This window comes from Streptomyces sp. NPDC002276 (genome assembly GCF_053891435.1).
In genome coordinates, this window is the sequence record NZ_JBSFCQ010000004.1 from 25703 (window position 1) to 38561 (window position 12859).

Below are 12859 nucleotides of genomic sequence, written 5' to 3' on the forward strand. Positions count from 1 at the left end.
AACACGAATGAGGAAGAATTATGACGAATCCTTTTGAGAATCCCGAGGGCGTCTACGTCGTACTCGTCAACGACGAGGGGCAGCACTCGCTGTGGCCCGAGTTCGCCGAAGTGCCGGACGGTTGGCGTGTGGTGAAGGCCGCGGACAGTCGGGAGGCGTGCCTCGCGTACGTGGAAGAGAACTGGACGGACATGCGGCCGGCCAGCCTGGTGAAGGCCATGGCCGTCGCCGAGGGCTGAGGTACACCCTGCCAAATGCATTTCCCAAGGGGCTCTCGGCGGAGAGCCCCTTGGATGCCCCGCGCCGAAGGTACGGAGAAGATGGGTACACCCACAGCATTCCACGCACATGAATCCAGTGAATCCGGTGTTGTCTTTACAATTCCGCGATGGCGTTCCGAGGATTGTCATGCCGGTGCAGATACGACGACCGAATACGCGTGCTCAATCCCCACCGAAACGACGGCACAACTTCGTGCCCTCGCCGAGCGCCTGGACGTACCGATCGACTCCTTGTTGTTGGCGGCGCACGCGAAGGTGCTCGCCCTGCTCACAGGTGAGCGGTCCGTTCTGACGGGGTACGTCGCCCCTGGCGGCGACGGCCCCGTCCCATGCGCACTGCGCGTCGATGAAGGAGCTTGGTCGACGCTGGCGCTGCATGCCCAGCACGCGGCAAGGCAGGCAACGCGTTCGGCGACAACACCCGTCGTCCTTGCGGCAAAGCCCGCTTACGAGGTCGTTCTCGATCTCTCCGGCCTGGCCGGGAACACCGCGCCCGCTTCACACGACCAGCCCGCGCAGCCGATGCTCTCGGAAGCCGTCGTGCTCCGCATCAGCTTCGCGGCGGTGCCGGACGGGACGCGATTGCGCGTACAGGGCCGGAGCGATGTCCTGGACATGGCCTACGCACGTCGGATCGCCGGTTACCTGCTCACTTCCCTGAAGTGCATGGCCGCCGACGGCTCGGCCGAGCATCAGCGCCAGAGCCTCCTCTCCTCCGAGGAACTGGCCCAGCAACTCGACGGGATGGCCGGACCGCGCCGTGATCTCCCGGACCGTCGGATGCACGAGTTGTTCGAGGAGAAGGTGCGTGAGCACCCCCACCGAATCGCCGCTGTGCACGCCGGCACGGAGTGGACGTACGACAAGCTGAACCGTCGCGCGAACCGCATCGCCCACGCGTTGCTCGCCCATGGCCTGGCGGCTGAGGACGTGGTGGCTGTGGTCACCGAGAGAGACCTCGAATGGATGGCCGCGGTACTCGGCGTCTTCAAGGCCGGCGGCGTCTACCTGCCGGTGGAACCCCACTTCCCCGACCAGCGCATCGCCGCCATGCTCCGCCGCAGCAACTGCCGTTTCGTGCTCACCGAGTTCGGTTCGGCCTCCCGGTTGCCCGAGCCGTCCTCGTCGCCCGAGTCGCACCGCCTCCTGATCGCCGACCTGCTCGCGGAGGGCGGGGAGGGCGATGCCGCGCCGTCGTACCAGGAGAGCGACCCCGGTGTTCCCGTCGGCGCGGGCCAGCTCGCCTACATCTACTTCACCTCCGGTTCGACGGGCGAACCGAAGGGTGCGATGTGCGAGCACGCGGGCATGCTCAACCATCTGCTCGCCAAGATCGAGGACTTGGAGCTGGGCCCCGGCCAGACGGTGGCCCAGACCGCGCCCCAGTGCTTCGACATCTCGCTCTGGCAGTTGGTCAGTGGGCTGCTGGTGGGCGCGCGGACCCACATCATCGGGCAGAAGGAGATCCTGGACGTCCGCCGGTACCTCGACGTGGTGGTCGACGGCGGCGTCGAGGTGCTCCAAGTCGTCCCGTCGTATCTGGAGGTGATCCTCACTCACCTTGAGGAGCAGCCGCGCGGCCTGGGACGGCTGCGTGTCGTCTCCGCGACCGGTGAAGCGCTCAAGAAGGAATTGGTCGAGCGCTGGTTCACGGCCTTCCCCGGCATCAAGCTGATGAACGCCTATGGCCTGACCGAGACCTCGGACGACACCAATCACGAGGTCATGGACCGCGTTCCGGACCTCGAACGCGTTCCTCTCGGTTCAGCGATCAGGAACGTCCATGTGTACGTGGTCGACGAGCAGCTTCAACCGGTCCCACTCGGTGCTCCCGGAGAGATCGTCTTCTCCGGGGTGTGCGTGGGCCGGGGCTACATCAACGACCCGGAACGGACCGCCGCCGTGTTCGGGACGGATCCCCACCGCCCCGGTCGGCGGCTCTACCGCTCCGGCGACATCGGCAGGTGGCTGCCGCAGGGCACCCTGGAGTTCCTCGGCAGGCGGGACGCACAGACGAAGATCAGAGGGTTCCGGATCGAGATCGGTGAGATCGAGAACCATCTGCTTCGCGTTCCCGGCGTACGGGATTCCAGCGTCGTCGTGCTGGAAGGCCCCGACGGCGAGAAGCACCTTGTCGCCTTCTACGCCGGGGAGTCCGCGTTGGACCCGGCCGGCCTACGGGAGTTCCTGGGTGACGCGCTTCCCCCGTACATGGTCCCCCGGGTCTTCCACCACCGGTCCGCTCTGCCGCTGACCGGCAACGGGAAGATCGACAAGAAGGCCCTCGTCCGCGACGCCGGTGAAAGAGCCGTCACTGGTCTCACCGCTCCGTCCGGGACCGCTGATGGCATGCCACGGACGGCGACGGAAAAGCACCTCGCCGCGCTGTGGGCCCAGGTATTGGGCATCCCGATCGGGGAGATAACCCGGAGCCGGCACTTCTTCGATGCCGGAGGCACGTCACTGTCGGCCGTGCGCCTCGGGGCCGCCACCGGTGGGTCGCTGGCACTCGCCGAAATCGTCGGGCACCCGGTGCTGGCCGAGCTGGCCGAGGTCATGGACCGGCAGCCTCAGCAGGGTGCGGAGCACGGGGGAACGACCCAGTCCCACACGTCGAGGGGTGTCGTGTCGACGGCGCCCTCCACGGAGGCTGCACACGGCGCGGAACGCCACGTGTCCGACGAACTCGGCCTCGATCTGCATCCGGGCAAGCCGCCGATCCTCCGCGTCACGGAAGCCGTGGCGGAGGACCGGCTCCGGGCCTGGACCGTCGAACACCGCAGCGCGCTGGAAGCGGCGTTGCTGACTCATGGAGCCGTCCTGATACGTGGTCTCGGCGTGCACGACGCGGGCGCCCTCGCCCAGGTCGCCGAGCCGATGTCCGGGGCGATCGTGCCGGCGACGGAGGCGTTCGCCCGTCGGCGTCCCCTCGGCGGCCCGGTGATGTCGTCTCTGGAGTGGCCGCCCGACCAAGTGATGTGCATGCATCACGAGTTGAGCTACGGCCTTGAGTTTCCCCGACTGCTCACGATCGGCTGCTTCACTCCACCGGCGGACGGCGGCATCACCGGGCTCGCGGACGCGCAGGCCGTCCTCTCCGCCCTGCCCCGAGCCGTCGTCGAACGCTTCACCGAACTGGGCTGGTCACTGACCCGCTCGTACAACGACCTGGTGGGCGTCCCGTGGTCGGAGTCACTGGGCGCCGCGGACCGTGCCGCGGCGGAGGCGTACTGCCGGGCGAACGCGACCGGTTTCGCATGGCAGGAGGACGGAGGGCTCCGGACCGTCCAGCGCCGCTCCGCGGTCATCACACACCCCTTGACCGGGCGCCAAGTCTGGTTCAACCAGATCGCGTTCCTCAATGAGTGGACCATGGAGCCGGCCATCCGCGAGTACCTCGTCGGGCAGTTCGGCTTGGACGGACTGCCGTTCAACACGAGCTACGGGGACGGGTCTCCCATCGACGCGGACACCGTGCGGGCCATCAACGAGGTGTACGAGAAGACCACTCTGCGCGAGCCCTGGCATGCGGGCGACGTCCTACTGGTCGACAACATCCGCATGGCCCACAGCCGTGAGCCGTACTCGGGGCGGCGTGAGATCGGCATGGTCCTCGGCACCCCGGTCCGGCTGTCCGACTGCTCACCCACTCTCTGAACGGAGCCCCTTCGTCATGCACCCGCAGATCCCCCCTTTCTCCGTCGTCACCGGCGCCCAGGTCCATCGAGCCGTCGCCGGGCAGGAACGGCAGATCATCTCCTTGATCGAAGACGCGTACCGGGTCCACGGTGAGGGTGACTCGGTCAATCCTCCCTCGTACTTCCTTCGCTTCCCCGACCGGCCCTCGTCGAGAATCATCGCGCTGCCCGCCTCGATCGGCGGGCAGACCCAGGTCGACGGCATGAAGTGGATATCCAGCTTTCCGGGGAACGTCCAGGCAGGCATCCCCCGCGCCTCCGCCGTACTGATCCTCAACGACCCCCGGACCGGCTATCCGATCGCCTGCATGGAGAGTTCCATCATCAGCGCCACACGTACGGCGGCCTCCGCCGCGCTGGCGGCCGACTGGCTCACCCGAGAACGGCCCCAGGGGCGTCCGCGTCGCGTCGGCTTCTTCGGTACGGGGCTCATCGCGAGGTACATCCACACCTATCTACGGGGCGCGGGATGGGAGTTCGACGAGCTGGGCGTCCACGATCTGGACCCGGACAGCGCGAAGGCCTTCAGCACCTATGTCGAAGGCAGCGGTGACGGCGCTCGGGTCACCGTGCACGAGACCGCTGAACAGCTGATCCGGTCGAGCGACCTGACGGTGTTCGCCACGATCGCCGGGGAACCACACGTCACCGAGCCGGGCTGGTTCTCGCACAACCCGATCGTGCTCCACGTCTCGCTCCGGGACCTCTCACCGGAGATCGTGCTCTCTTCCGCCAACGTCGTGGACGACGTGGAGCACTGCCTCAAGGCGAACACCTCGGTGCATCTGGCCGAGCAGTCGGTGGGGCACCGGTCCTTCATCGACGGCACCCTCTTCGATCTGATGTCCGGTCGATCGACCTTGCCCGAGGACCGCCCGGTCGTCTTCTCGCCCTTCGGGCTGGGCGTGCTCGACCTGGCGGTGGGCAAGCACATCCACGACCAGCTCAGGGAACGCGGCGAACTCGCGGTCGTGCCCGACTTCTTCTACGACATCGACCGTTACGGGCGGCAGAACGCGGGCGGCGAACGTGCGTGAGGAGAGGGGACAGTCGTGCCCGTGATCACATCCCCCCAGGAATTCAACGCGGACGACCTCTACGTCGACCTGCGTCCGGCGCTCGGCAGCCCGCTGTATCTGAAGTGCGAGGGGTTCAACTTCGCCGGTTCCATCAAACTCAAGGCAGCGGCGGCCATGGTCGAACAGGCCGAGGAATCGGGCGTGCTCGGCCCCGACTCCATTCTGGTGGAGTCCTCCTCGGGGAATCTCGGTGTGGCCTTGAGCCTGATCGCCGCCGACAAGGGATACCGGTTCCTGTGCGTGACGGACAGCCGCTGCAACCTCGCTACCCGGCAGATGATGCGGGCGCTGGGCGCCGAGGTCGTCATGGTGGAACAGCCCCGCGCGGGAACGGGCTTCCTCGCCGCCCGCCTTGAGCATGTCCGCCGACTGTGCGCGTCCGACACCCGCTACGTATGGCTGAACCAGTACACGAACGCGTTCAACTGGATCGCTCACCAGCGCACCACGGCACCGGCCATCGACCGCCAATTCCCCGACCTCGACGTCCTGTTCGTGGGTGCCGGCACCACGGGCACACTGATGGGGTGCGCCAGGTACTTCAAGGAATCCGGACGCCCGGTGACCGTCGTGGCCGTGGACACGGTCGGTTCGGTGACCTTCGGCGGTCCCGCTCGGACGCGGATGATCCCGGGACTGGGCGCGGGGGTGCGGCCGGAGCTGCTGGACCTCTCCTACGTCGACGACGTGGTGATGGTGCCCGAGACCGAGACGGTGCGCACCTGCCATCGGCTCGCCTCGACGGGATTTCTCTTCGGCGGATCGACCGGCACAGTCGTGGCCGGGGCGGAACGCTGGCTTGCCGCACACCGCCCGGACTCGGAGGCCACCGCCGTGGCGATCTCTCCGGACCTCGGGGAGCGCTATCTGGGCACGCTCTATCAGGAGTCGTGGATCAAGGAGGCCTACGGCGACGCGATGACCGCCTCCTCGGCCGGCGCGGACCTGGACCCGATCGGAGGCCGACCGTGACCGAACAGCTCGCCCTGACCTCCGCGCAGACCGGGGTGTGGGTCGCTCAGCAACTGAACTCCGCCGACAGGTCCTTCGCGTTCCAGGAGTACTGCGAGATCGCCGGAGCCGTCAACCCCGTCCTCTTCGAGCGGGCGATCCAGCAGGTGGTGGCCACCACCCCCGCGCTCCGGGCCCGGTTCGACATCGGTGACGAGGGGCTGTGCCAGTTCATCGACGAGGCGGTCGAGATTCCGGTGCACGTGCTCGACATGAGCGACACCGCGGATCCCCGGGCCTCGGCGGAAGACTGGATCGCCGGGGACCTGAGAAAGGAGTACGACCTGGCCAAGGGCCCTCTCGCGTCCTGCGCACTGATCAAGATCGCCCCTGAGCTCTGGCTCTGGTACCGCTCCACGCATCACATCGTCGTGGACGGATTCGCACACGCTCTGTTCGCCTCACGCGTCGCCGCCGTCTATGCGGCGCTGATGACCGGGACTCGGCATCGGTCGCATTTCCCGGCCGACCTGCGAAGGGTCGTCGAGGCGGACAAGGCCTACCAGGAGTCCGACGCGTTTCGCGACGACGGTGAGTTCTGGCGGGCGAAACTGGCAGGGCTGTCCGGCTTCGCGAGCCTCACCTCGTGGCGGCCTGCGCCGAGCGCCGAATCGGTCCGAGCGAGCGGCCGTCTCGAACCCGAGGATGTCGCCGTCCTCCGGTCCGTTGCCGGGCGCCTGGATGTTCCCTGGCCGGCGCTCGTCATCGCGACGGTGGCCGTACATCTGCACCGGGCAAGCGGGGTGAGGCAACTCGCGCTCGGCCTGCCGGTGAGCAATCGCAAGGACCCCGTGCTCCGCGAGATCCCGTCGATGGTGACCAACACCGTGCCCTTGCGGCTCACTCTGACACCGGACATGGACTTCGTGGCCCTGGCCCGGCAGACCGCGGAAGGAGTGAGGGAGGCGCTGAGCCATCAGCGCTACCCGATGGAGAGGCTGGCCCGGGAACTGCCGGGGCTCACAGCCGGGCGACGACAGTTCGGCCCGGACGTCAACATCATGTCCTTCGACTACCCGGGGGACTACGCGGGCGCCCCGGCCGTGCTCCACAACCTGAACGCGGGACCGATGGAGGACATGGCGTTCAACGTCTACAACCGCGGGCCCGCCGAGGGAATGCCGATAGCCATCGACGGCAACGTCGCGCTGTACACCAAGGAGGAACTGGCGACCCACGTGAGCGACTTCGTGACGCTGATCCGATCGGTAAGGGAATGGGCGGAGACCGGTCCAATCGCTCCGTGAACCGGTCGCCCCAACGAGAATGGGCCGCGATACTCCGATTGCGGCCCATTCCCGCACACGTCCGCCTCCACGTCCGGCGAGCTACCGCAGGTCGTGTCTCCCAGGACGACTACTCAGAGCCAGTCCTTCCGCTTGAAGATCACGTACAAACTGCTACATACAACCGCCATCAACAGAATCGCGAACGGATACCCGAGCACCCAGTGCAACTCCGGCATCCGATCGAAGTTCATCCCGTAGATCGTCCCGACCAACGTCGGCGCGAACAGAATCGCCGCCCAAGAAGAGATCTTCTTGATCTCCTCGTTCTGTTCGAACCCCGCCTCCGCCAACGCCCGCATCTCCGCGTTCTGTTGCTGGGTGACCAGGGTCGCGTTCACCGTGAGGATGTCCGTGAGGGCCTGGCGGAAGCCGTCGACCTGTTCGCTGGTGTGGGTGACGTGGTCGGCCACGTCGCGGAGGTAGCGCTGGAGTTCCTCGTCCGTGCCGTACTTCGCGAAGCCCGCCATCAGGCTGTGCAGCATGCCCACCAGGGGACGGGTGGCGCGCTGGAACTCGACCATTTCCCGGGAGAGTTCGTAGATGCGGCGGGAGACCGCCGGATCGCCGCGGAAGACCTCCGTCTCGATCTCGTCGATGTCGGTCTGGACGCCGGCGACCACGGGCGCGTAGCCGTCGACGACCGCGTCGAGGATCGCGTACAGCACCGCCTCGGGGCCGAGCTTCAGCAACTCCGGTGATTCCTCCATGCGTTGGCGGACGGCGGAGAGGTCGGGGGCCGCGCCGTGCCGGACCGTGATCACGAAGTCCGGGCCTACGAAGACATGGAGTTCGCCGAAGTCGACCTCCTCCGGTGTGTCCAAGTACCGGGCGGCGCTCAGGACTACGAACAACGTCTCGCCGTAGCGTTCCAGTTTCGGGCGCTGGTGGGCCTCCATCGCGTCCTCGACCGCGAGTGGGTGGAGGTCGAACTCGGCGGCCAGGGAGAGGAGTTCGCTCTCGGTGGGGCGGGCGAGGCCGATCCAGGCCATGCCGGACGGCTGTTCGCGCAGTTCGCGGAAGGTGTCGGCGAGGGTGTCCGGCGCCGAGACCCGCACCCCGTCCCGGTACAGCGCGGCCTGGACGACGCTGCCCGCGTCGGAGGGTTCGGAGGGGGGTGCGTCGGTGGAGGAGGAGGGTGAGGGTTCGGGCGTGGGCGTCGGGGGCGGGGCGGGGGTGCGGCGCCAACCGGACAGCCTGCCGGTCTTGCCGCTCTTGCCGTTCCTGTCGCTCTTCCCGTTCCTGCCGTTCATCCCATTTCCGCCGCTCTTGCCGTTCCTGCCGGTCCAGCCGTTCTTCGCGGTGGGGCGGGCGCGTCGCTGGGGCATCGCGGTGCCTCTCGATCGGGCCTGTGGCTGCGTGATCACGGAGCAGGGGCACGAGCAGGATATACGGGGCCAAACAACCTCGGCGTGTGATCGGGTCCGGGATTCGGTGAGAGTTGCGGACCGAACGTGTCCGCAATCCTCGCTAGCGTGCGGAGTGTGACCAAGGAGAAGACCACGATGGCGAAGAACCCGACCGCTCCCGTACTCGACCTCCGCGCCCTCAACCGCGCCACCCTCGACCGGCAGCTCCTCCTGCGCCGCTCCGCCCTCTCCGCCCACGCCGCCGTCGAACATCTCCTCGGCCTCCAGGCCCAGAACGTCAAGCCGCCGTACTACGCCCTCGCCGCCCGCCTCGACGGCTTCACGCCCGAGGAACTGTCCGGGCCGATGGCCGAGCGGGAGGTCGTCCGGATCGTCACCATGCGGTCCACCATCCACACCCACACGGCCGCCGACGCCCTCACCCTGCGCCCACTCGTGCAGGCCGCCCGCGACCGTGAGCTGGGCGCCTTCCGCAGGGGGCTCGTCGGCGTCGACCTGGACCGGCTCGCCGTACTCGCCCGGGAACTCGTCGAGGCCGAGCCGCGCACCATGAAGGAGTTGCGCGAGGCGCTGCTCGTGGAGTGGCCGGACGCCGATCCGCAGGCCCTCGCGATCGCCGCCCGCTGCCGGCTCCCGCTCGTCCAGGTCACCCCGCGCGGGCTGTGGGGGAGGAGCGGTCAGGTCGCGCTCACCACCGTCGAGCACTGGCTCGGCCGGCCCGCCGAACCCGTCCCCACCCCCGACGCGACCGTGCTGCGCTATCTCGCCGCCTTCGGCCCCGCCTCCGTCAAGGACATGCAGACCTGGGCCGGCCTGACCCGGCTGCGCGAGGCCTTCGAACGGCTGCGCCCGCGACTCGTCACCTTCTACGACCCCAACGGCGTCGAACTCTTCGACCTCCCGGACGCGCCCCGCCCCGCCGCCGACACCCCGGCCCCGCCGCGCTTCCTGCCCGAGTTCGACAACCTGCTCCTCTCCCACGCCGACCGCACCCGGGTCGTACCGGCCGAGTACTGGGGCCGCGCCTGGCAGGGCAACGTCGCCCACCGCACGCTCCTCGTCGACGGCTTCCTCGCCGGGGTCTGGAAGATCGAGGACGGCGACGGCCACCACCTCGTCGTCGAACCCTTCGGCCGACTGACCAAGGCTCAGCGCGACGACGTGACCGCCGAAGGGGCGCGCATGCTCGACACCATGCACCCGGGGACGTCGTACGACATCCGGTTCGGGACCGTCGTAGGGCAGTAGAGGTCGCTGTAGAGGTCGGGACAGTAGAGGTCGCGGTAGAGATCAGGACAGTAGAGGTCGGGGCAGTAGAGGTTCAGTCCGCTCGGCCCGTCAGCGCGACCGTCACGCCCAGGCCGATCATCGTGCAGCCGCCCGCGCCGCCGATCAGGGACAGACGGCGGTCGGAGCCGGCGAACCAGGTGCGGGCCGCCGAGGCCGTCAGGCCCCACAGGGTGTCCGTGACCAGGCCGATGGAGATGGGGATCAGGCCCAGCAGGAGCATCTGGAGGGGGACACTGCCCGCCGAGTGGTTCACGAACTGGGGGAGTACGGCGGCGAAGAACACCACGCCCTTGGGGTTCGTGACGCCGACGAGGGCGCCGTCCAGGACCGTGCGCAGGTCGCCGCGCGGCTCTGATGACGAGTCGGTCCGCATCGCCGAGGCCTTCAGGTCCTTGCGGTGGCGGAAGGCCTGGACCCCGAGGTACACGAGGTAGGCCGCGCCCGCGAGTTTCACCGTCAGGTAGATCGTGACCGAGCGTTCGACGAGCGAGCCGATGCCGAACGCGACCGCCGTCACCAGCAGGTACGAGCCGAAGACGTTGCCGATCGCCGTCGCCACCGCCGTACGGCGGCCGTGGGCGAGCGCGCGGCCGATGACGAACAGGACGCTCGGTCCCGGGATCACGATCACCAGCAACGACATCGCCGCGAAGGCGAGAAAACGGTCCGTGGACACCATGGCCATCACTCCCATCCGGCGCTCATTGAAAGCTCATTGAAACAGGAGTGCGGGAGCCCCCTCTAGAGTCGAACCCATGGAACTGCGGCAGCTCAGCTACTTCGTCGCGGTCGCCGAGGAGCTGCACTTCGGGCGGGCCGCCGAGCGGCTGCACATCGTGCAGTCGGCGGTCAGTCAGCAAGTCCGGCGGCTGGAGCGGGAGTTGGGCGCCGAGCTGTTCGACCGGTCGCCCCGGCGGGTGCGGCTCACGGGGGCGGGGGAGCGGCTGCTGCCCGAGGCGCGGGCGGTGCTGGCCGCCGCCGAGCGGGCCCGTGCCGCCGTCGCCCCGCCGCCGGGGCTGCGGATCGGGACCAGTACCGGGCTCGGCGCGCATCTGGACCGGGTCCTCGGCGCGTTCGCCGAGCGGGCGCCGGACGTGCCCGTCGAGCTGTTCTCACTGCCGGTCGGGGAGCGGCTGGCCCGGGTCGCGGGCGGGCAGCTGGACGCCGCGTTCGTGCGGGCCGTCGAGCCGGTGCCGGGTGTACGGGTGCTGCCCCTGTGGCCCGATCCCCTTGTCGCGGCCGTCCCGGCCTCGCATCCGCTCGCCCGGCGCCCCGAGATCCGCGTCGCCGAACTGGCCGCGCTGCCCCTCGCCCTCACCGAGCGCCGGAACAATCCGGCGCTGGTCGATCTGGTCGTCGGCGCCTGTCACTCGGCCGGGTTCGAGCCGCTGCCCGGACCGGTGAGCGGATCCCTCCAGGACACCCTCGCCAGCATCGGCACCCTCCCCCACTCTCGACTTCGCTCGACCGGGGGGACCCCCATGCTGTGGACCGTCGTCTACGCCTCCCACGCGCGCATGCTGCACCACCCGCGCGTGGCCTTCGTACCGTTCGCGGCGCCGGGGCTGGCCCTCTCGACGGGGCTCGCCGTGCACGCCACGAACCCGTCCCCGCATCTCGACACCCTGCTGCTGGCCTGCGGCGATCACGAGAACTGATCGCCGCGTTCGCGAGCTGCCGCTTGGTCGGGGACGGCCGGCGCGATGAACTGGAGTCATCCGACAGGCGCACCACTCAAGGGAGTTCAGCATGCCCATCGTGACCATCCAGCAGGGACCGCGTGACGTCGAGCTGAAGCGGGACCTCGTCAAGCGGGTCACCGACGCGTTCGTCGACGCGTACAAGATCCCCGCCGAGACCGTGCAGGTGTGGATCCACGAGGTGCCCGCCGACAGCTGGGGCGCGGCCGGACAGCTCATCGCCGACAAGTAGCGGGCATCGAAAGGCTCACCGGGCACATGGATAGGGTGCGTTGCGGGCTGCTCGTGGAAGCCCGCAACGCACCCTGGTTTTTCCCTGAGGAGTACTCAGGAGACCTTCCGGGTTACGAGTTGACCTGTGTGGTCACCAGGCTGGAGAACGTGGTCAGCCGGGTGTAGACACCCGGGTAACCCGCCTCGGCACAGCCCTCGCCCCAAGAAGTGATCCCTGCCAGGACGCCCCCGATGAGCAGGGGACCGCCGCTGTCGCCCTGGCAGGTGTCTACGCCACCGGATGTGTATCCGGCGCAAACCATGTCGGACGCGATGTAGTCCGAACCGTAGGAGCTCTTGCAGCTGGTGTCGGACACGATCGGCACGGTCGCCGTCCGCAGCTGGTTGGAGGAGCTGCCGTTCTCCGAGGTGGTGCCCCAGCCGAGGATGCGGGCGGTGGTGCCGGCCGCGTACACGCTGGTCTGTGAGGAGGAGACGTACGACGCCGTCGTGTACGGCATCGAGGTCGAGAGGGTCAGCACGGCCACGTCGTCGCCGTTGGTGGCGTCGGTGTAGCTGGGGTTGATCCAGATCTTGCTGACCTTGCTGACGGTGCCGTTCGTACCGTTGAGGTACGTACGGCCGCCGACCACGCGGACGCTGCTGGTGGTCTCGCCGACCATACAGTGGGCGGCGGTGACCACCTTGGTCGCGGAGACGAGCGTGCCGCCGCAGAACTGGTTCTGCGAGGCGTCCGTGATCTGCATGACGAACGGGTACGACGTCGTCGTGGTCGTGGAACCGCCGACGATGGGCTGGGGGGCTGCCACAGCGGTGGGGGCGCTGAGCAGTGCGGTCGCTGCGGCAGCGGCGGCTGCTGCGACGACTGCGGTGGTTCTCTTGGCGCGGTTGAGCCCGAACATGAGTCTCC

At 68.4% G+C, this 12859-nt stretch carries 11 protein-coding genes; 8 read left to right on the plus strand and 3 right to left on the minus strand.

The annotated features are described in order from the left end of the window. Positions 1-20: 20 nt before the first annotated feature. The 5 genes from ACWIHT_RS12160 (at position 21) to ACWIHT_RS12180 (ending at position 7316) form a co-directional block, all read left to right on the plus strand. On the plus strand, positions 21-239 hold the full coding sequence (locus ACWIHT_RS12160) for an MbtH family protein (RefSeq protein WP_456167129.1): 219 nt from the start codon (positions 21-23) through the stop codon (positions 237-239). 279 nt (positions 240-518) lie between these two features. Then, positions 519-3938, plus strand: coding sequence for an amino acid adenylation domain-containing protein (locus ACWIHT_RS12165; RefSeq protein ID WP_456167131.1), 3420 nt, complete (start codon positions 519-521; stop codon positions 3936-3938). Between the two features lie 16 nt (positions 3939-3954). Continuing rightward, complete coding sequence (gene sbnB / locus ACWIHT_RS12170) at positions 3955-5016, plus strand: 2,3-diaminopropionate biosynthesis protein SbnB (RefSeq protein ID WP_456167133.1); 1062 nt, start codon at positions 3955-3957, stop codon at positions 5014-5016. A gap of 15 nt (positions 5017-5031) precedes the next feature. Beyond that, the gene (gene sbnA / locus ACWIHT_RS12175; RefSeq protein WP_456167135.1) at positions 5032-6030 is read left to right on the plus strand and encodes a 2,3-diaminopropionate biosynthesis protein SbnA; all 999 of its coding nucleotides are present in this window, start codon (positions 5032-5034) and stop codon (positions 6028-6030) included. Then, a complete protein-coding gene (locus tag ACWIHT_RS12180; protein ID WP_456167137.1) occupies positions 6027-7316 on the plus strand; it encodes a condensation domain-containing protein in 1290 nt (429 codons plus the stop codon). The genes sbnA and ACWIHT_RS12180 overlap by 4 nt, the downstream gene beginning before the upstream one ends. Positions 7317-7429: 113 nt before the next feature. Here ACWIHT_RS12180 and ACWIHT_RS12185 read toward each other — a convergent pair whose 3' ends face one another. Further along, positions 7430-8608, minus strand: coding sequence for a magnesium and cobalt transport protein CorA (locus ACWIHT_RS12185; RefSeq protein WP_456167993.1), 1179 nt, complete (start codon positions 8606-8608; stop codon positions 7430-7432). 252 nt (positions 8609-8860) lie between these two features. Here ACWIHT_RS12185 and ACWIHT_RS12190 point away from each other — a divergent pair, with 252 nt between their 5' ends. Continuing rightward, positions 8861-9973 carry a winged helix DNA-binding domain-containing protein gene (locus ACWIHT_RS12190; protein ID WP_456167995.1) on the plus strand — a complete coding sequence of 371 codons (1113 nt, stop codon included), beginning with the start codon at positions 8861-8863 and terminating at the stop codon, positions 9971-9973. Between the two features lie 73 nt (positions 9974-10046). Here the strand turns inward: ACWIHT_RS12190 and ACWIHT_RS12195 are convergent, their stop codons facing one another. Further along, positions 10047-10694 carry a LysE family translocator gene (locus tag ACWIHT_RS12195; protein ID WP_456167997.1) on the minus strand — a complete coding sequence of 216 codons (648 nt, stop codon included), beginning with the start codon at positions 10692-10694 and terminating at the stop codon, positions 10047-10049. A gap of 76 nt (positions 10695-10770) precedes the next feature. Between ACWIHT_RS12195 and ACWIHT_RS12200 the strand changes: the two genes are divergently transcribed. Together ACWIHT_RS12200 and dmpI are read left to right on the plus strand one after the other, a co-directional pair. Then, the gene (locus tag ACWIHT_RS12200; RefSeq protein ID WP_456167139.1) at positions 10771-11673 is read left to right on the plus strand and encodes a LysR substrate-binding domain-containing protein; all 903 of its coding nucleotides are present in this window, start codon (positions 10771-10773) and stop codon (positions 11671-11673) included. A 58-nt stretch (positions 11674-11731) separates the two neighbouring features. Next, complete coding sequence (gene dmpI / locus ACWIHT_RS12205) at positions 11732-11947, plus strand: 4-oxalocrotonate tautomerase DmpI (protein ID WP_456167999.1); 216 nt, start codon at positions 11732-11734, stop codon at positions 11945-11947. Between the two features lie 112 nt (positions 11948-12059). Here dmpI and ACWIHT_RS12210 read toward each other — a convergent pair whose 3' ends face one another. Further along, positions 12060-12851 (minus strand): S1 family peptidase, encoded by a 792-nt coding sequence (locus ACWIHT_RS12210; protein WP_456167141.1) that lies wholly within the window; start codon positions 12849-12851, stop codon positions 12060-12062. Between the last annotated feature and the right edge of the window lie 8 nt (positions 12852-12859).